Source organism: Micromonospora hortensis, assembly GCF_022230935.1.
Classification (GTDB): domain Bacteria; phylum Actinomycetota; class Actinomycetes; order Mycobacteriales; family Micromonosporaceae; genus Micromonospora; species Micromonospora hortensis.
Window position 1 is genome coordinate 297,407 of the sequence record NZ_JAKKFE010000011.1, and the last position, 17,637, is coordinate 315,043.

18 protein-coding genes are annotated in these 17,637 nt (G+C 71.3%); 7 read left to right on the forward strand and 11 right to left on the reverse strand.

Translation table 11 applies throughout. From position 1 onward, the window contains the following. Positions 1-16 precede the first annotated feature (16 nt). A complete protein-coding gene (locus tag NIE111_RS08295) occupies positions 17-1,315 on the reverse strand; it encodes an MFS transporter (protein ID WP_210782817.1) in 1,299 nt (432 codons plus the stop codon). Then, complete coding sequence (gene pdxH, locus NIE111_RS08300; protein WP_238683863.1) at positions 1,312-1,941, reverse strand: pyridoxamine 5'-phosphate oxidase; 630 nt, start codon at positions 1,939-1,941, stop codon at positions 1,312-1,314. Before pdxH ends, NIE111_RS08295 begins: the two co-directional genes overlap by 4 nt. Positions 1,942-2,219: 278 nt before the next feature. On the opposite strand from pdxH, the gene NIE111_RS08305 reads away from it, so the two are divergent. The 3 genes from NIE111_RS08305 (at position 2,220) to sepH (ending at position 5,912) form a co-directional block, all read left to right on the forward strand. Further along, positions 2,220-3,326, forward strand: coding sequence for a citrate synthase 2 (locus NIE111_RS08305; protein ID WP_210782815.1), 1,107 nt, complete (start codon positions 2,220-2,222; stop codon positions 3,324-3,326). A gap of 196 nt (positions 3,327-3,522) precedes the next feature. Further along, positions 3,523-4,650 (forward strand): phosphoserine transaminase, encoded by a 1,128-nt coding sequence (serC, locus tag NIE111_RS08310; protein WP_238683802.1) that lies wholly within the window; start codon positions 3,523-3,525, stop codon positions 4,648-4,650. A gap of 185 nt (positions 4,651-4,835) precedes the next feature. Further along, on the forward strand, positions 4,836-5,912 hold the full coding sequence (gene sepH / locus NIE111_RS08315) for a septation protein SepH (protein ID WP_238683803.1): 1,077 nt from the start codon (positions 4,836-4,838) through the stop codon (positions 5,910-5,912). Between the two features lie 54 nt (positions 5,913-5,966). Here the strand turns inward: sepH and NIE111_RS08320 are convergent, their stop codons facing one another. Together NIE111_RS08320 and NIE111_RS08325 are read right to left on the reverse strand one after the other, a co-directional pair. Further along, positions 5,967-6,797, reverse strand: a complete 831-nt coding sequence (locus NIE111_RS08320) for an alpha/beta fold hydrolase (RefSeq protein WP_238683804.1) — start codon at positions 6,795-6,797, stop codon at positions 5,967-5,969. A gap of 15 nt (positions 6,798-6,812) precedes the next feature. Further along, positions 6,813-7,478, reverse strand: coding sequence for a DUF4097 family beta strand repeat-containing protein (locus tag NIE111_RS08325; RefSeq protein WP_238683805.1), 666 nt, complete (start codon positions 7,476-7,478; stop codon positions 6,813-6,815). A gap of 239 nt (positions 7,479-7,717) precedes the next feature. Here NIE111_RS08325 and NIE111_RS08330 point away from each other — a divergent pair, with 239 nt between their 5' ends. Further along, positions 7,718-8,485 (forward strand): helix-turn-helix domain-containing protein, encoded by a 768-nt coding sequence (locus NIE111_RS08330; protein WP_238683806.1) that lies wholly within the window; start codon positions 7,718-7,720, stop codon positions 8,483-8,485. Here NIE111_RS08330 and thpR read toward each other — a convergent pair. The 5 genes from thpR to NIE111_RS08355 form a co-directional block, all read right to left on the reverse strand. After that, positions 8,455-9,033: an RNA 2',3'-cyclic phosphodiesterase gene (gene thpR / locus NIE111_RS08335; RefSeq protein ID WP_238683807.1), complete on the reverse strand. Its 579-nt coding sequence runs from the start codon at positions 9,031-9,033 to the stop codon at positions 8,455-8,457. The two genes, NIE111_RS08330 and thpR, sit on opposite strands and share 31 nt — an antisense overlap. Positions 9,034-9,046: 13 nt before the next feature. Then, a complete protein-coding gene (locus NIE111_RS08340; RefSeq protein WP_238683808.1) occupies positions 9,047-9,556 on the reverse strand; it encodes a hypothetical protein in 510 nt (169 codons plus the stop codon). Positions 9,557-9,652: 96 nt separating this feature from the next. Continuing rightward, positions 9,653-10,936, reverse strand: a complete 1,284-nt coding sequence (locus tag NIE111_RS08345) for an MFS transporter (protein WP_238683809.1) — start codon at positions 10,934-10,936, stop codon at positions 9,653-9,655. Positions 10,937-11,008: 72 nt separating this feature from the next. Further along, positions 11,009-11,458 (reverse strand): MarR family winged helix-turn-helix transcriptional regulator, encoded by a 450-nt coding sequence (locus tag NIE111_RS08350; RefSeq protein WP_030486369.1) that lies wholly within the window; start codon positions 11,456-11,458, stop codon positions 11,009-11,011. Between the two features lie 114 nt (positions 11,459-11,572). Continuing rightward, a complete protein-coding gene (locus NIE111_RS08355) occupies positions 11,573-13,051 on the reverse strand; it encodes an NCS2 family permease (protein ID WP_238683810.1) in 1,479 nt (492 codons plus the stop codon). Positions 13,052-13,139: 88 nt separating this feature from the next. On the opposite strand from NIE111_RS08355, the gene NIE111_RS08360 reads away from it, so the two are divergent. After that, positions 13,140-13,385, forward strand: coding sequence for a DUF2530 domain-containing protein (locus tag NIE111_RS08360; protein ID WP_091395273.1), 246 nt, complete (start codon positions 13,140-13,142; stop codon positions 13,383-13,385). A gap of 36 nt (positions 13,386-13,421) precedes the next feature. Here NIE111_RS08360 and NIE111_RS08365 read toward each other — a convergent pair whose 3' ends face one another. Then, complete coding sequence (locus NIE111_RS08365) at positions 13,422-14,261, reverse strand: DUF3027 domain-containing protein (RefSeq protein WP_238683811.1); 840 nt, start codon at positions 14,259-14,261, stop codon at positions 13,422-13,424. An 88-nt stretch (positions 14,262-14,349) separates the two neighbouring features. Between NIE111_RS08365 and NIE111_RS08370 the strand changes: the two genes are divergently transcribed. Together NIE111_RS08370 and NIE111_RS08375 are read left to right on the forward strand one after the other, a co-directional pair. Then, the gene (locus NIE111_RS08370) at positions 14,350-15,963 is read left to right on the forward strand and encodes an MFS transporter (protein WP_238683812.1); all 1,614 of its coding nucleotides are present in this window, start codon (positions 14,350-14,352) and stop codon (positions 15,961-15,963) included. Further along, positions 15,960-16,610 carry a futalosine hydrolase gene (locus NIE111_RS08375; RefSeq protein ID WP_238683813.1) on the forward strand — a complete coding sequence of 217 codons (651 nt, stop codon included), beginning with the start codon at positions 15,960-15,962 and terminating at the stop codon, positions 16,608-16,610. The genes NIE111_RS08370 and NIE111_RS08375 overlap by 4 nt, the downstream gene beginning before the upstream one ends. A 44-nt stretch (positions 16,611-16,654) precedes the next feature. On the opposite strand, the gene NIE111_RS08380 is transcribed toward NIE111_RS08375, so the two are convergent. Further along, entirely contained in the window at positions 16,655-17,524 is an 870-nt protein-coding gene (locus tag NIE111_RS08380; RefSeq protein WP_238683814.1) for a helix-turn-helix domain-containing protein, read from the reverse strand. Positions 17,525-17,637: the final 113 nt, after the last annotated feature.

Below are 17,637 nucleotides of genomic sequence, written 5' to 3' on the forward strand. Positions count from 1 at the left end.
CGGCGACACTAACCGGTCAGGTCCGGTTGTCGCTCGATGCCGTCGCCGCCCGGTAGCGCAGCAGCGCCGGGAACGCGACAGCGAGCACCACCACGAGCACCGCGGAGGCGAGCCCGCCGGCCACCCAGGCCACCCCGCCACCGAACCCGGCGGCCATGGTGCCGGCGCGCAGGTCGCCCAGGCGTGGGCCACCCGCCACCACTACCGTGTTCACGCCCTGGAGTCGGCCGCGCATCCGGTCCGGTGCGTAGACCAGCAGCATCGACTGACGCAGCACCGCGCTGATCAGGTCGGCGGCGCCGGCCACGGCGAGCAGCACGACCATCAACCAGAGCTGGTGGGCCAACCCGGCCGCGGCGATCGCCAGGCCCCAGCCGACCACCGCGAGCACCAGGCCGAGCCCTTGGCGGCGGAGCCGGCCGATCCAGCCGGAGGTCAGCCCACCGATCATCGAGCCGATCGCGATGGCGCTGTAGAGCAGACCGACCGAGCCACCGCCGCCGAACCGCTCGTGCGCGATCTCCGGGAAGAGGGCCCGTGGCATGGCGAGGATCATCGCGATCAGGTCCACCCCGAAGGACAGCAGCAGGACCGGGGTGGTGGCCAGGTAGCGGAACCCGTCGACGACGCTGGCCAGACCGGCACGCCGGGCCTGACCGTCGGCGGTGGGCTCGGGCGGGAGCGAGGGCAACCGCAGCGCGGCCCAGAGCATCGCGGTGAACAGCACCGCGTCCAGCCCGTAGGCGATCGGCAGGACCACAGTGGTGTCCGGCGAGGCGGAGAGGATCAGGCCGGCGGCGAGCGGGCCGGCGACCGAGGCTGCGGTGAAGGTCGTGTAGTTCAGGGTGGTGGCGGACGCCACCAGGTCGTCCGGCACCAGCCGGGGCAGCATGGCGCTGCGGGCCGGGGAGCTGATCGCGAACGCCACCGATTGCAACGCCATCAACGCCAGCAGCAGCACCGGGCTGCCCACGTCCAGCACCGCCTGGAGCAGCAGCCCGAGAGTGGATGCCCAGAGCAACAATGAGCCGCCGAGCAGCACCGCACGCCGGTCACGGGCGTCGGCGACCGCGCCGCCCCAGAGCCCGAAGACCAGCAACGGCACGAAGGCAGCCACACCCAGCAGGCCCACCCAGAACGAGTCCCGGGTCAGGGCGTACATCTCCACCGGCACCGCGACGGCGGTGAACTGGAAGCCGAACATCGCCACCGTGTTGCCGAGCCAGAGCCGGCGGTACGCCGGAACCCGCAGCGGACGCACGTCGATCGCCCAGCGGCGCGCTGCGCGCGGCCGGGTCTCCCGCACACCCGTCACGGCGCCAACCGCTCGACGACCCAGTCACCCTGGTCGAGGCGGCGGAAGCGGAGCCGGTCGTGCAACCGGCCGGCCCGCCCCTGCCAGAACTCCACCGACTCGGGTTGGACCCGCAGCCCGCCCCAGTGCGACGGGGTCGGGATCTCCGCCTGGTCGGCGAAGCGCTCGGCCACCTCCTGGTACCGCTGCTCCAACGCCGCCCGACCCGACACCACCTGCGACTGCGGGCTGGCCCAGGCACCCAGTTGGGAGCCACGCGGCCGGCTGGCGAAGTACGCCTCGCTCGTGGCGCGGTCGACGGGCGCGACCCGTCCGGCGACCACCACCTGACGCTGCATGGGAAACCACGGAAAGACCAGGCTGGCGTACGGGTTGGCGGTCGTCTCGACGCCCTTGCGCGACAGGTGGTTGGTGAAGAAGACGAAGCCCTCCGGGTCGTACCCCTTCAGCAGCACCGTCCGCCCGCTCGGCCGGCCGGCCGAGTCGGCGGTGCCCACCACCATGGCGTTCGGTTCGGGCAGCCCGAAGGCCACCGCGTCGGCGAACCAGCCGTCGAACTGGGTGTGCCAGTCGACGGCCAGGTCAGCCTCGGTCAGGCCCAGGTCCGCGGCGTACTCGTTACGCATCGCGGCCGGGGCGGGTGTGTCACCCGTCACGTCCCCACTCCTTTTCGCGGGCCCCGCCAGCACCCTCCCGCGCTGACCAGCCCGCCCTGCCCAGTCTCACTGAGCCGCGCGGAGAATGCGCGTCCGGGGATGTCGCGTGCGGCACAGTCGCAGCGGGTCGCGTATCCCTTACTCAGCAGGCAGTATGTTCCGAACACATCCCTGAGGGTCGCCTAAGGCGCTCGGCCGATCGGGCCGGATGAGCGATCGGGCGCACCGACCAGATCCAGGAGAGCGACATGGCCGATTTCAAACCCGGGCTGGAGGGCGTCGTCGCCTTCGAGACCGAGATCGCCGAACCTGACCGTGAGGGCGGTGCGCTGCGCTATCGCGGAGTCGACATCGAGGATCTGATCGGCCAGGTGTCGTTCGGCAACGTGTGGGCACTGCTGGTCGACGGCCGGTTCGGGCCGGGCCTGCCGCCGGCGGAGCCGTTCCCGGTGCCGGTGCACTCCGGTGACATCCGCGTCGACGTGCAGTCCGCGGTCGCCATGCTGGCCCCGTACTGGGGTCTCAACCAACTGCTGGACATCTCCGACGAGCAGGCCCGTGAGGATCTCGCCCGGGTCTCGGTGACCGCGCTCTCCTTCGTCGCCCAGTCCGCCCGCGGCCTCGGCCTGCCGGCGGTGCCGCAGAAGGAGATCGACAAGGCGCAGACCATCGTCGAGCGGTTCATGAAGCGCTGGCGCGGCGAGCCCGACCCCCGGCACGTCAAGGCCGTCGACGCGTACTTCATCTCGGCCGCCGAGCACGGTCTGAACGCCTCCACCTTCACCGCTCGCATCGTCGCCTCCACCGGGGCGGACGCGGCTGCCTGCATCTCGTCGGGCATCGGCGCCCTCTCCGGCCCGCTGCACGGCGGCGCCCCGTCCCGGGTGCTCAGCATGCTGGAGGCGGTGGAGCGCAGCGGCGACGCGGAGGGCTACGTCAAGGGTGTCCTCGACCGGGGCGAGCGGTTGATGGGCTTCGGCCACCGCGTCTACCGTGCCGAGGACCCGCGCGCCCGAGTGCTCCGGCGTACGGCCAAGGAGCTGGGCGCGCCACGCTTCGAGATCGCCGAGGCGCTGGAGAAGGCCGCCCTCGCCGAGCTTCAGGCCCGCCGCCCGGACCGGGTGCTGGCCACCAACGTCGAGTTCTGGTCGGCAGTGGTGCTGGACTTCGCCGAGGTGCCGGCGCACATGTTCACCTCGATGTTCACCTGCGCGCGGATGGGCGGCTGGAGCGCGCACATCCTGGAGCAGAAGCGCCTGCAGCGGCTGGTCCGCCCGTCCGCCCTCTACATGGGCCCGGAGACCCGCAAGCCGTCCGACGTCGAGGGCTGGGCGGCCATCCCGCACGGCGTCTGAGCTGGTAGGGAAGGGCCCCTCCCCGACGCCGGGCGTCGAGGAGGGGCCCTTCTCGTCGGCGACCGGAGCCGACTGTGGCGAAGGACTCAGACCGACCGCCGGGACCCCGCCCATCGCCGTCCGGTGCGGGTGCGAGGATGAGGGCCGGCAGTGTCGCCGGGCCCGCCCTCGCCCTTGCGGAAGGATCTTCAAGACCGTGGCTGACGCACCGATCATCCGGATTCCCGATGAGATCAAGCCCGCCGATGGACGCTTCGGCTGCGGCCCGTCCAAGGTCCGCCCGGCGGCGGTGTCCGCTCTCGCCGAGGTAGCGACCACCTACCTCGGCACCTCGCACCGGCAGAAGACGGTCCGTGACCAGGTGGCCCGGCTGCGCTCCGGCATCGCCGAGTTCTTCTCCCTGCCCGAGGGCTACGAGGTGATCATCGGCAACGGCGGCACCACAGCGTTCTGGGAGGTCGCCACCTTCGGCCTCATTCGCGACCGGGCCCAGTTCGCCAGCTTCGGCGAGTTCGGCGCCAAGTTCGCCAAGTCGGTCAAGGACGCCCCGTTCCTGGGTGAGCCGACAGTGCGCAAGTCCGACGCGGGCAGCGCGCCGACCCTGGTCGCCGAGTCCGGCGTCGACGCGTACGCGACGCCGCAGAACGAGACCTCGACAGGTGTGGCCGTCCCGATCAGCCGGGTGGCCGGGGCCGACGAGGGCGCGCTGCTGCTTGTCGACGCGACCTCCGGCGCGGGTGGCCTGGAGGTCAACGTCGGCGAGACCGACGTCTACTACTTCGCTCCGCAGAAGTGCTTCGGCTCCGACGGCGGTCTCTGGCTTGCTCTGATGTCCCCGGCCGCACTGGACCGGGCCGCCGAGATCAAGGCGTCCGGGCGCTACATCCCCGCCTTCCTCGACCTGGTCACCGCTATCGACAACTCGCGGCTGGAGCAGACCTACAACACCCCGGCGTTGGCCACCATCTTCCTGGCCGCCGAGCAGACCGACTGGATGAACGTGCAGGGCGGCCTGTCCTGGGCGGCGAAGCGCACCGCCGAGAGCGCCGCCGCGGTCTACGGCTGGGCCGAGCGGTCCAGCGTTGCCACCCCGTTCGTCACCGACCCGACGCTGCGCTCCAACGTGGTCGCCACCATCGACTTCGCCGACTCGGTGGACGCCACGGCGATCGCCAAGGCGCTGCGCGCCAACGGCATCGTGGACACTGAGCCCTACCGCAAGCTTGGTCGCAACCAGCTGCGAGTGGCGCTGTTCCCGGCCGTCGAGCCCGCCGATGTCGAGGCGCTCACCGCGTCCATCGACTACGTGGTCGAGCGACTCTGACGTTCGTCACGGTCGGTGTCCGTTGGGGCCTCCACGGACACCGACCGTGATCATCGCCGCAGCTCAGTCACGACATGCGGGGTGTCGCTTCCCCCACCCCGAGGCAGATGCGCGTACGGTGGTCCGAGACGCCTGGGTGGCCGACTCGTGGCGTGCGGCCAGCGAAGCGGGACGGAGGCAACGCTATGCGCCCAGTACGCTTCGTCGCCCTCTCCGAGGACGGCCAGGCCCTGGTGCTCGCCGACGAGGTGGGGCGACTCCTCGCCCTGCCGATCGACGAACGCATCGCCGGCGTGATGCACCCCGAGCCGGGTGCCCCGCCGCTCGCTGTGGCACCGAGCACCGCCGATCCGATTCCCTCACTGTCTCCTCGGGACATCCAGGCCCGCATCCGTTCCGGTGAGTCCGCCGAGGACGTCGCCCGGATCGCCGGGGTGCCTGTCGACCGGGTGCTGCGCTACGCCGGCCCGGTGCTCCAGGAGCGGGCGATGCTCGCCCAGCACGCCCGTCGCACCCGCCTCAAGGGCGCGGAGAAGCCCACCCCGCTCGCCGAGGTGGTAAACGGTCGGCTGAGCCAGCACGGCATCGACACCGAGAAGATTTCCTGGGACGCCTACCGACGCGACGACGGCACCTGGCGGATCATCGCCACCTGGCCGTCCGGCAAGGCCACCGCGCAGGCCATCTGGGACATGGACAAGGCCCGGCAGGTGGTCACGCCGCACGACGACATGGCGCAGTACCTGTGCGCCGAGCGGCCCACGCCGATCCTCGGTCAGGAGCCGGCACCGGAGCGGACGGGGCACGCCCTGCCCGGTCCGTCACGTGGCGAGCCGAGCCGTGGTGGGCACGGGTTGCCTGCCGCGTCCGAGCACCCGCGCCCCGGCCGCGATCCGATCCGGGCTGGCCGGGACGCGCTGCTCGCCTCCCTGGACCGCCCGCTCGGCGGCTCGTCGGGTCGTGGCCTTGAGCCGCGTACCCCGGCTGCTCTTGCCGGGTCGGACGCACCTCGGCAGCGGCCCGTCGCTGGGGGTGCCGCCGCGATGCTCGGCGGCGGCCAGGGGTCGGCCTTCGACGACGATTCGGACGCGCCCAAGGAGGTGCCGGCCGTGCCGTCGCTGGCGGTGCTGCGACCCCGACGGACGGCCGCCGCGGCGGCCTCCGGGGAGTCCACCGACGCCAACGGCAAGCCACGCAAGCGGCTGCCGAGCTGGGACGATGTGCTCTTCGGCAGCGGCCCGGCCGCCCGCGAATCCTCCTGACGCTTCGCGTTGACGGGTGACGGTGCGTCACCCGTCAACGCGTGCGTTCGGATCTCACCGACTGTCTCCGGCGTCTTCGCGATGAGGGGCGGCGACCCCGCGTACGGCCTCGGCGACGGCGCGGAAGTCCTTCTTGAGGATCGCACCGTGGTTGCTGGCGACCTTCGCCCCGATGGTGATGTGCGGGTTGCGGGCGGTCACGGCGTCGAGGCTGGCGCGGATCTGCTCCTGTTCGTCCCCGCGACTACCGAGGGACGTTCCCGAGGCGACCACGTACCGCACCGGGACACTGATGGCGTCCAGCACCGGGCCCAGTTCGCGCTCGCGGGAGAGTTCGCCGAGTTCGATGTTGCTGTCCGCCATCTGGTCGGCGTTCATCCGTGGGGTGAGGCCGGTCGGGCGGAGCAGCGGCATGAACAGGTTCATCCGTCGGAACATCGTGCGGATCCGCCGCGCCATGGCCTCGTCGAGCCAGTCGTGCGGGAACGCGCCGTCGACCAGGACCGCGCCCAGGGCCCGCTCCGGGTTCCGGTTGGCCCAGTGGGCTCCGACCACCGCTCCGTAGGACCAGCCCACCAGCACCGCCCGGGCCACCCCCCGGGCGGCGAGAACGGCATCGACGTCCCGGACGGCCGCTTCGAACGAGTAGTCGGCTGAGCGCTTCGACTTCCTGCCGCGAGCCCGCTCGTCGTAGGTGATGTGCCGGAATTCGGTGCCCAGCTCGGCGATGACCCGCCGCCAGTAGCCCTGGGTGGCGAACTGGCCGTTGAGGTAGACCACCGGGATGCCGGGGCCGCCGGTGTCGGTGACGGCCAGGGCCGTGTCGTCGACCGGCACCATGCCGGTCCACGCCGAACTGGTCGAGGACACGCTGTTGTTAGTCATCTCGATTCGTCCTTCTCAGAGGCTGCGGGCGTTGATGTCGCCCTGCATGGTGCTGGCGTGGATGTCGAGCTCGACGGTGCCGTCGTTCTTGAGGGCGTTGCTGACGCGGCCGTGGCCGGTGCCGGCGTCAAGGGCGGCCGAGACGCCGGCCGCCGCCGCGATCGAGATGTCGCCGGACTGGGTGCGGAGGACGACAGTGCCGCGCATGGCCTCGGCGACAGTGATGTCACCCCGGGTGGTGCTGATCTCGGCGGGGCCGTTGAGCCGGCCGACCTCGACGTCGCCGTCGATCGCGGTAAGGCGAACACTCGCTGCCTCGTCAATCTTGATTCTCCGGTACGCCCCGTCGACGGCGACGTCGCCGAGGCGGCCGACGCCCCGAAGCTCGGCGCTGGCGGCCCTGGCCTCGACGTGGGAGCCGGCGGGCACCCGGACGGTGACCTCCAGGGCGCCGGAGGGGCCGAAGAGCTTGTTGACGGGAGGTGCGGTCGTGATGCGCAGGACGCCGTCGGCGTAGGAGACGGTGGTCTGCTCGGCGGCCCTCGTGTCGCTGCTCTTGGCGGGGTCGGCCGGGAGGACCTCGACGGTGGCGTCGGCGCGGTCCGCGGCGATGAGCTGGATGCGTCCGGCGGGGATGTCCAGGACGGCGGAGATGGGGGCGGGTGTGGCGAACGTCTGCATCGTGCTCTCCCAGGTCGGCGCTTGTTTCTTATGTGGGAAACGCTACGTTGCTTTCCAGATTCTGCAACACCCATGTTGCAGTGAGACTGCATTTATGCTGTTCACAGCCGTGTCTTTGTTGCAACGACCCAGAATCTAATGCAACATCGCGGATTGCTGCGTTGCATTGGCATGGGAGTTAACGCTATAGTGGTGGAGGCTGGGGCCACCGCCCTACGGGGACCACGAGGGAGATCGCGATGCCGGGAGGCAGGCTCACCCGACAGGAACGTCAGCAGATCGCGCTGGGGCTGGCCGACAGCCTCCCCTACGCCGAGATCGCCCGACGCCTCGACCGTCCCACCTCGACTGTCACGCGGGAGGTGATGCGCAACGGCGGTCCCACCGGCTACCGCGCCGACCTGGCCCATCACGCGACCGAGCGCCGCGCCCACCGGCGCAGGCCCGCCCCCTCCCGAGGCACCGAGGCAGCCCCCCGACAGGACGGACGCGACGCCCAGGCGGCAGCCGACTACGAGGAGTCGTTCACCACGGTCCTCATGGCCTCCGGCCTGAACAAGATGGGGGCCCGGGTGTTGACCAGTTTGTTCCTCACCGACTCCGGCAGTCTCACCGCGTCCGAGCTCGCCCAGCGCCTCCAGGTCAGCCCGGCGTCGATCTCCAAGGCGATCACCTTCCTGGAGGGCCAGAGCCTCGTCCGCCGCGAACGCGACGAACGCCGCCGCGACCGCTACCTGGTCGACGACGAGCTCTTCTACCAGGCGACGATCGCCAGCGCTCGGGCCAACGACCATCTCGTCGCGATCGCACGCCAGGGTGTCGCCCTCCTCGGCGCGCACACCCCCGCCGCCGCCCGACTGGAGAACATCGCTCGCTTCCTCGACTTCATCAGCGAGAGCATCACCCGCGCGGCCGAACAGGCCCGCGAGGTTCTCCGCAGCAGGCCATCCAGCGCGACCAGCGACGTGCCGCCGACTCACAGCGACCAGGCGGCGATCCGTTCGTAACGCGGTCGGCCGCCGAGGTGGCTGCGCACCAGCAGCAGCTCCGATGCCGGCCACGATGGTCCTTCGTACCCGTCCAGGCTGGCCCGGTCGGCCTCGACGTCGGCCGGGTCCATCCGGTCGCCGGGCCGGGCGACGGTCAGGTGGGGCCGAAACGGCTTCTCGTCGTACGGCAGCCGGCCCTGGCTCAGCCGGGACCGGATCAGCCCGGCGAGCACGTGCAACGCCTCGACCTCCCCGCGCAGGTCCACCCAGAGCACTGTGGATCGGACCCGGCCGAACCGCCCACCGCCACCGAGGCTCAACCGGGGTACGGCATCCCGGCCGTCCCGGAACCGCTCGGCGGCCAAACCGAGCGCACTGTCCACCTCGACCAGCCGGGCAGACTCGACGGCACCGAGGAACGCCAGAGTGAGGTGCAGGTCGGCCGGGTCGGCGAGGCGGACATTGATGCCAGCCGCGGTCGCCGCGGCGACGCGCAGGCGCGCGACCTGTGCGACGAGATGATTGACGGCCTCGACGGACGGACGGACCGCGACGAAGAGTCGCACAGCGTACGGCCGATCAGCGGTGCCGCTGCCGAAGCCCAGCCCGGGCCGCGGGGAGGGCCAGCCCGGCGGCGTGCAGCACGCCCTCCACCCGGACCCGCTCGATCTCCTGATCGACGCCCTCCAGCTCGGCGAGGTGTTCGGCGATGCCGAGGGCGCGGCAGGCGAGGCGGAGCCTGTCGTCGTACGCCTGAAGCAACGCGCTGTGCCAGACCATCGAGCGACCGCTGCCGCCGACCCGCTGACCGCCGAGACGGCGCAGGTCGGCGGCGAGCTGCTCCAGCGGCCGGCGGTCAACGCTGTCGAACTCGCTGAGGTCGATGTCCCGGGTCAGCGCGTCGGCCTCGATGGCCCGGTCGAGACGGGCGATCGTGCGCTTCTCCCGGCGGCGGTCACGCCACTCGGACCAGCCGCAGACCACCCGGTCGACGATCTCGTCGTAGCAGAAGATCAGGGCGAATGCCACCGGCAGCGTGGCCACGGCGAGGAACGCCAGGGCCAGCATCAGCGCGCGTCCGACTCCCACGTATCGACGCTAAGCCCCACCGTGCCACCCCGCCACCGGTTTCGCCGCATCCGCGCGATCCGCGCAACCGGACGCGGCCGGTGCCGGTGGTAAACCTCAGCAGTCGGCGGAGGTGACGTAGAAGCGGGGCATCGGCAGCACCCGGAACCGCAGCCGGGCACCGGAGTGGCGCAGCTGCCAGGTGAGGGCGATCACCGCGGCGGCCAGCGAGATGAGCCCACCCATCCAGATGCTGGCACCGGCACCGTAGTGCTCCGCGACCCAGCCGATCAGCGGCGCGCCGACCGGGTTGGTGCCCAGGAACACCAGCACCCACAGGGCCATCACCCGTCCCCGGAACGCCGCGTCGACGCCCATCTGGATCCGCTGGTTGGCGGCCTGGGCGAAGAAGACCATGCAGAAGCCGGTGGGCACCAGCAGCGCCACGACCAGCCAGTACGCAGTGGAGAGGCCGACCAGGGTGCCGAAGCTGGCGCAGGCGATCGCCGCGCCGAGCACCAGCCACACCGACGGGCGGCTACGGCGACCGGTGCCGCTGAGCGCACCGCCGAGCGCGCCGACGGCCAGCGCCGTGCTGAAGAGGCCGAAGGAGGCGGCGCCGGTGTGGAAGACGGTCTTCGCCAACGCGGCCAGGGTGAGCTGGAAGTTGAACAGCGACATGCCGATCACCGACATGATCGCCATTGGCAGCAGCAGGTCGGGGCGGCGCCACACGTACCGCAGCCCGTCGACGACCCGGGCGGACGCCCGCTCGTCGCGAGGCAGCAGGGCGTCGCGGTGCAGCTCGGTCGTCCGCATCCGGACGACATTGACCAGGGGCGCGACCGAGCTGAGGGCGGTGAAGAGGAAGACCGGGCCGACGTCGAACGCGGCGATGGCCAGGCCGGCCACGGCCGGGCCGACGATCCGGGCGGAGTTGAACACGGCGGCGTTCAGCGACAGCGCGTTGGGCAGCAGCGGCGTGCCGACCAGTTCGGAGACGAACGCCTGCCGGACCGGTGTCTCCACCGCGTTGGCAGTGCCGAGCAGCGCGGCGAAGGCGAAGACGTGCCAGAGCTGCACCAGGTCGGTGAGGACCAGCACCGCCATGCCGAGTGCCAGCAGGCTCCAGAAGGCGTTGGCGGCGAAGAGCAGCACCCGCTTGTCGTACCGGTCGGCGAGCCGGCCGGAGAGCAGGGTGAGCAGGAGCACCGGGGTGAACTGGCAGGCGGTGACCACGCCGAGCGCTGTCGCCGAGTTGTTGGAGAGCTCGAGGACGAGCCAGTCCTGGGCGATGAACATCATCCAGACGCCGATCAACTTGATCAGCTGCCCGGATGCGAAGAGGCGGTAGTTGCGGACCTGTAGGGACTGGAACATCGTGCTCAGCTTCGCCTGCACTCTTGGTGCGCCTCCTCCGGACGTACGCGTCATCGACACGTGACGGCACGGACCCGGTGGCGCGGGTGCGGCTCAGGCGCGAGCGAGCTGCTGAAGAATCTCGGCGGCCCTCTGCAGGGTCTCCCGTTCGTCCTCGTCGAGTGCGGCCAGCCGGTGGGCCAGCCACTCGTCGCGGGCCCGCTCGAACTGGTCGAGCACGGCCTGCCCTCCTTCGGTCGCCGCGAGGATGACCTGCCGCCCGTCGGTCGGATGGGGTGTCCGCCGCACGAGGCCGCGGTCCTCCAACTTTCCGACGATCTTGGTCATCGTCGGCGGCTGCACCCGCTCCACATCGGCCAGCTCACGGGGTGTCATCGCGCCCGCCAGCCGCAGGCTGGTGAGCGCGGAGACCTGGGTGACCGTGAGGTCGCCGACCGGTCGGGCCTGTCGGACCCGCCGGTTGAGTCGGGTGATCGCATCACGCAGCTGGGGAGCCAGCTGCGCCGGTGGCACGCGTTCCGCCGTCACCGTCCGCTCCGTCACAGTAGTTAGCTTAACTAATGAGCATGGCTAACGACATCCGTTATGACCAGGCTCACGAGGGGATTCAGATGGTACGGGCGGGGAATCTCGATCGACTCCCCGCCCGGACGCGCCTCAGAGCACCAGGGACTCGATCGGCCCACGCAGGAAGTACAGCACGAAGAGCGCGGCCACCCCGTACAGCAACGGGTGGATCTCCCGGGCCTTGCCCCGCGCCAGCTTGACCACCACGAAGGTGATCAGACCAGCGCCGATCCCGTTGGAGATCGAGTAGGTGAACGGCATCAGCACGATGGTGAGGAACGCCGGAATGGCGATCTCGTAGTCGGACCAGTCGATCGTCCGCACCGCTGTCATCATCAGGAACCCGACCACCACCAGGGCCGTCGACGCCGCCTCGAACGGCACGATCACGACCAGCGGCGCCAGGAACATCGCGAGCAGGAAGAGCGCGCCGGTGACCAGGTTGGCCACGCCGGTCCGCGCACCCTCAGCGACACCGGCCGCGCTCTCGATGTACGACGTGTTGCTGGAGGTGCTGGCCGCACCGCCGGCCGCCGCCGCGATCGAGTCGACGAGCAGGATCTCCTTGGCCTTCGGCGGGGTGCCCGACTCGTCGAGCAGGCCGCCCTCCTGGCCGACAGCGACCATCGTGCCCATGGTGTCGAAGAAGTCCGTGATCAACAGCGTGAAGATGAACATCAGCACGACCAGCCAACCGGCCCTACCCCACGAGTCCAGCACGTTGAACTTGCCGAGCAGCGACAGGTCCGGCAGGTCGACCACCGACGTCGGCAGCTCCGGCACGTTCAGCGACCAACCCTTCGGGTTGGGCTGACCGTTGACGAACGACGGGCCGATGTTGCCGATCGCCTCCACGATCACCGCCAGCACCGTCGAGGCGAGGATGCCGATCAGGATCGCGCCCTTCACCCGACGGACCACCAGCACCAGCGTGATCAGCAGGCCCACCACGAAGACCAGCATCGGCCAGCTCACCAGCTTGCCGCCGATGCCCAGGCTGACCGGAACCGTGGTGTTGGCATCATCCGGGATGCGCCGGACGAAGCCGGCGTCCACCAGGCCGATGATGGTCAGGAACAGACCGATGCCGACCCCGATCGCGCTCTTCATCTGGGTCGGCACCGAGCGGAACACAGCGGTTCGCAGACCGGTCAGCACCAGCACCGCGATGATCAGACCCTCGATCACCACCAGACCCATCGCGTCTGCCCAGGTCATCTCGGGGGCGATCTCGTACGCCACCAGGGCGTTGACACCCAGACCGGCGGCGAGCGCCAGCGGGAACCGGCCGACCACACCCATCAGGATGGTCATCAGGCCGGCGACCAGCGCGGTCGCGGCAGCCAGCGCCGGAATCGGAAGGCTCTTGCCGTCACCGTCGACGGCGCCGCCCAGGATCAGCGGGTTGAGCACCACGATGTACGCCATCGTGAAGAAGGTCGCCAGGCCACCGCGTACCTCACGGCTCACCGTCGAGCCACGGGCGGAGATCTCGAAAAACCGGTCGAAACCGTTACGCGGATGAGCGGGGTTGGAAGGTGTGCCGTTCTCGGGCGGCGCTACGGCCATCAGGTCCTCGCAGGTGATCTTCCAGTTGTCGCGCGCATCGTCCCAGATCGTCGGTGGGCAGGGGAAGTAGATCCCGTACGCTTGCCGAATGCCGAACGAGCAGCCACCGCGGCCCGCACCACTGGATCCGCCGATGGTGCCGTTCGCCCTCGCCGGGTTGATCGCGTGGGCGGTGGCCGGGCTGGTCCTGCTGATCTTCTTCCGGGGCTGGCTGACCGACCACGGTCACCAGAACTGGCTCTGGACCTGCCTCGCCGGTTTCCTGTGGGGCTTCCCGGGCCTCGCCGTGATGATGCGGCACGACGCCAACCGACGCCGCCGCCGCGCGAGGTGAGCTGGCCGCCGCGCCGGAGCACTCCGGCGCGGACGATCAGGAGTGTCCGTACGGCTCCGCCGGCTCAGCGGCCTCCACCGAACCCGGAGCCCGGCTGACCGACATGGCCTCCACCGCGCTGTCGTCGTACACAGTGGGCAGCTCGTCGACAGCGGTCTCGGCCGCCTCGATCAACGTCTCGGAGTGGGCGCCGCACCCGTGGTCGGCACTCACCACCCGGCCGTCGTCGGGGGCGTAGAAGTTGCCGCACGCCCCGAAGGCCTGCCGCATCGCACCGGCCAGCGGCAGGTAGAAGCCGCAGGTGCCGCAGCGGGCGGCGGACGGAGCGGCGGACGAGATGGCCGCGGCGGGGCCGTGGTCACCTTCGTACCAGCGCTGCGCCGTGTCGATGCGACCCTCCCGGGAGAGCACGCGGGCGCGCCCGAGGCCCAACTCCCAGGCCGTCTCCTCGACCGCCGGGTCGTCGGAGAGCAGGTAACCGGGGACCAGTCGATCGTCGTCGGGCGAGGTCGGGAGCAGGTCACCCGGCCCCAGGTCGCCCGGCTTGAGCCGCTCCTGCCAGGGCAGCCAGCCGGGTGCGAGCAGCGCGTCCGGGCCGGGCAGCAGCACCGTCTCGCAGATGGTCACCGTCTTGCTGCGCGGCACCCGGGTGACGGTGACCGCCCAGCGCCAGCCGTTGTAGCCGGCGAGGCGACATTCGAAGTAGTGGGTGACCAGCCGATCACCCTCGGCAACGACCTGCAGGTGGTCGCCGACATCGTCGGCGTCCACCTCGGTGATGCCGGCGCGGGCCACCTCGACGGCGGCGGCGCAGACCTGGTCGAGACGGGCGGCACGGGTGGAGACGGGCCTGGTCACCAGACCATTGTTCCCCATGCGCCCCGCAGGGGTGACAGGGACTCCCGGGGAACCTTTCCCAGCGGTGGTGCGGCGTACCCGGATCAGATGGGCGAGGATGGTGCACATGCCGTCGTACTCCCGCTCCGGGCGTTCCGTCCTCGGGCGGACCGTCGGCACCGGCATTCGCGCCATCCGTCTGCTGTTGCGTGGTTCGGTGGGCAGCGGCCGCTGGGTGACCCGCCGGGCCGGCCGGGCCCGCGCCCGGGGTGCCGGCGGCGAGGTCGGCATGGTTCGCCTGTTCGACCTGCACGCGCTCTCCTGCGCCGGCGACACCCTGATCGCCATCGGTCTGGCCGGCACGATCTTCTTCAACGTGCCGCTCGGCGAGGCCCGCAGCAAGGTCGCGCTCTACCTGCTGGTGACCATGGTGCCGTTCGCGATGCTCGCCCCGGTGGTGGGTCCGCTGCTGGACCACTTCCGGCACGGCAGGCGTTACGCCCTGGCCGCGACGATGCTCGGCCGCGCCTTCCTGGCCTGGTTGATCTCCGACTACATCCACGGATTCGGGCTCTACCCGGCCGCGTTCGGGGTGCTCGCGCTCTCCCGGGCGTACGGCGTGGCCCGCTCCGCGGCGGTGCCCCGGTTGCTGCCGGAAGGGCTCGGCCTGTCCCAGGTGGGTGCCCGGGCGAGCGTCTACGGCACTGTCGCGGGTGCGCTGGTGGCACCGATCGGGTTGGCCGCGTTCTGGTTCGGGCCGCAGTGGCCGCTACGGGTCGCATCGCTGATCTTCCTGGTCGGCATGGTGATCTCGCTGCGGCTGCCACCGAAGGCCGACTCGGAGCCACCGGAGCGGGTCCCCCGGCCCCTACGCGCGCTGGGCCGCCGCCGTGGCGACCGGCCGCTGGGCCGGGGCCGACCGTCCGGCCGGCTGGTGATCGCCACCCTGATCGGTGCGGCGACGCTACGCGCGCTCTACGGCTTCCTGCTGCTCTTCCTCGCCTTCGCGATCAAGAAGGGCGACCTGACCACAGTCGTGTTCGGCCGGGATCTGGGCGCCGAGTGGGCGTTGGGCGTGGTCGGCGGCGCGCTCGCTGTCGGCACCTTCCTGGCCACCGCCATCGGCACCCGACTGCGCATCCACCGGCCGACCGCCATCCAGTCCAGCAGCATGATCATCGTGGCCGGGGTGGCGGTGCTCGCCGTCATCCAGTTCTCGCTGCTGATGGTTGCCCTGCTCTGCCTGGTCGCCGCGCTGGCCAGCGGGATAGCCAAGCTGGCCGTGGACGCCTCGATCCAGGAGCGCATCCCGGAACGGTTGCGGGCCAGTTCCTTCGCCCACTCCGAAACGGTGCTGATGCTCGCCTTCGTGGCCGGCGGCGGGCTGGGGCTGGTGCCGTTCGATGGTCGGATGGGCATCGCCGTCGCCGCCGGGGTCGGCGTACTGGCCGCGATCCGGGGTGTGCTGGCCGCCGCCCGGCTGCGCGGCGAGAAGCTGGCCGGCCGACCGCTCGGTGACGACGAGCTGACCGAGGAGGAACCGGCAGACGAGCCGGCGGACGAGCCCGGCGACCCCACACCGACCTCACCGGCGCCGGCCCAGACCAGCTCACCGCAGTACGACGACCCGAGCCTCGCCCCGCCGGGCTACCACATCTACCGCCCGTCGTCGGCAGTTGGCGGCCCGGGTGGCGGGGCCGACGACGAAACCCGGCGCGAGTCCCCCGGCTCACTCTCGTGACCGGTCTGCTGGTGGTGACGGCGGTTCCCGCCGAGGCGGACGCGGTCCGCGCCGGGCTGACCGACCGCAGCGTGACAGTCACCCCGATCGGTGTGGGTCCGGCCGTCGCCGGTGCCGCCACCGCCCGGCTGCTGGCGCTGGCCGAGGCCGCCGGCCGCCCGTACCGTGCCGTCGTCAGCGCCGGCGTGGGCGGCGGCTTCAGCGGCCGGGCCGAGGTCGGCGACACGGTGCTCGGCACGGCCAGCATCGCCGCCGACCTGGGAGCCGAGTCGCCCGAGGGTTTCATCCCGGTCGACGAGTTGGGCATGCCGCCCGCGCTACTCGGTGCGGGCAGCAGGGTGCCTGCGGACCCGGGTCTGCTGGCGGCACTGCGAGCCGCCCTCCCGACGGCCACGGCCGGTCCGGTGCTCACTGTCAGCACCGTCACCGGCACCACGGCCAGCACCGACGAGTTGCGTCGGAGGCATCCGGAAGCGGTCGCCGAGGCCATGGAGGGGTACGGCGTGGCGGTCGCCGCGGCGCAGGCCGGGGTGCCGTTCGCCGAACTGCGCACCATCTCCAATCCGATCGGCCCCCGCGACCGGGACGCCTGGCGGCTGCGCGAAGCCCTGGCCGCCCTGACCGCAGCAGCCCCAGCGCTGCGCTGAGCCGGCACTGCGCTGAGCCGGCACTGCGCTGACCCGGGCGACGGTCAGGGGAAGCAGCGTTTGCCCGGGTGGCCCAGGCGCAGTGCGGCCGGGCGGCGTCCCTCGATCTCGAAGCCGCACGCCCGCAGCAGGTCGGTGCCGGATCCCTCAGCGATAGCCGCCGCGTCGTCGATGCCCGCCTCGCGCATCCCGGTCACCAGCGCGGTGACCAGCCGACGCCCGAGCCCCAACCGCCGGTACCGGGCGTCGACAAGCACGCCGTCGAGCACCATCTCGCGCTCCGGCAGGTGCGGATGCCACTCCCCGTACTCCAGGAACGGGCTCCGCTCATGGGCCCGCAGCTCACCAACCAGCTTGCCGTCGGGAAGCTCGGCGACGTACCGCCAGCAGGTGGCCGGCAGGTCGTCACTGATCACCCGACGCACCCGCGCAGTCCGCCGGACCTCGGCAGCCCACCGCCGATTGTCGCGATAGCGCCGGTTCAGCTCGTACGCGGCCGGCGGCAGCGGGAGCGGATACCGCTCGGGCGGCAACCGGTACCACTCCGCCCACCAGGCACCGGGCCAGTCCCGCGGCTCGTGCACCGGCCAGACGTCGAGGTGAGCCGGGTATCGGCGGCCCGCCTCGTCACGCATGTCGTCGTGCGGAACCGGCGCGGGTTCGGTGACGCCGGACGCGGATGGTGGGACGCCAACGGCCAACGTCCCACCCGCGGCCTGGACGAGGCGTTCCACTGTCCGGAATCGGGGATCGAGCGCCCGCCCCGACTCGATGCGGGCAAGCGTCGGCTGGGGCACGCCGGATTTCTCGGCCAACTGCCGCTGACTCAGATCGGCCCGCCGACGCAGCGCGCGGAGCGCCCGCCCGAGGTCGGCGCCGCCGGCCTCGTCGGTGTGGTCACTCACCTCGGTCACAGGCCGATGTTCCCGGCTGGTCAGCGAGTTATCAACACCATGCGCGGAGCTGTGGATAACGCTGTGGACAACCTCGACCACCGGTGGATGACCTACTCCCTCGACCCCTTTGG

Excerpts from the sequence above, each read along its gene's own strand:
- NIE111_RS08320 (WP_238683804.1), bottom strand. The coding sequence starts at position 6,797 with ATGACTAACAACAGCGTGTCCTCGACCAGTTCGGCGTGGACCGGCATG.
- NIE111_RS08360 (WP_091395273.1), top strand. The coding sequence starts at position 13,140 with ATGCCGAACGAGCAGCCACCGCGGCCCGCACCACTGGATCCGCCGATG.
- NIE111_RS08355 (WP_238683810.1), bottom strand. The coding sequence starts at position 13,051 with ATGGCCGTAGCGCCGCCCGAGAACGGCACACCTTCCAACCCCGCTCAT.
- NIE111_RS08330 (WP_238683806.1), top strand. The coding sequence starts at position 7,718 with ATGCCGGGAGGCAGGCTCACCCGACAGGAACGTCAGCAGATCGCGCTG.
- NIE111_RS08370 (WP_238683812.1), top strand. The coding sequence starts at position 14,350 with ATGCCGTCGTACTCCCGCTCCGGGCGTTCCGTCCTCGGGCGGACCGTC.
- NIE111_RS08325 (WP_238683805.1), bottom strand. The coding sequence starts at position 7,478 with ATGCAGACGTTCGCCACACCCGCCCCCATCTCCGCCGTCCTGGACATC.
- NIE111_RS08305 (WP_210782815.1), top strand. The coding sequence starts at position 2,220 with ATGGCCGATTTCAAACCCGGGCTGGAGGGCGTCGTCGCCTTCGAGACC.
- NIE111_RS08365 (WP_238683811.1), bottom strand. The coding sequence starts at position 14,261 with ATGGGGAACAATGGTCTGGTGACCAGGCCCGTCTCCACCCGTGCCGCC.
- sepH (WP_238683803.1), top strand. The coding sequence starts at position 4,836 with ATGCGCCCAGTACGCTTCGTCGCCCTCTCCGAGGACGGCCAGGCCCTG.
- pdxH (WP_238683863.1), bottom strand. The coding sequence starts at position 1,941 with ATGCGTAACGAGTACGCCGCGGACCTGGGCCTGACCGAGGCTGACCTG.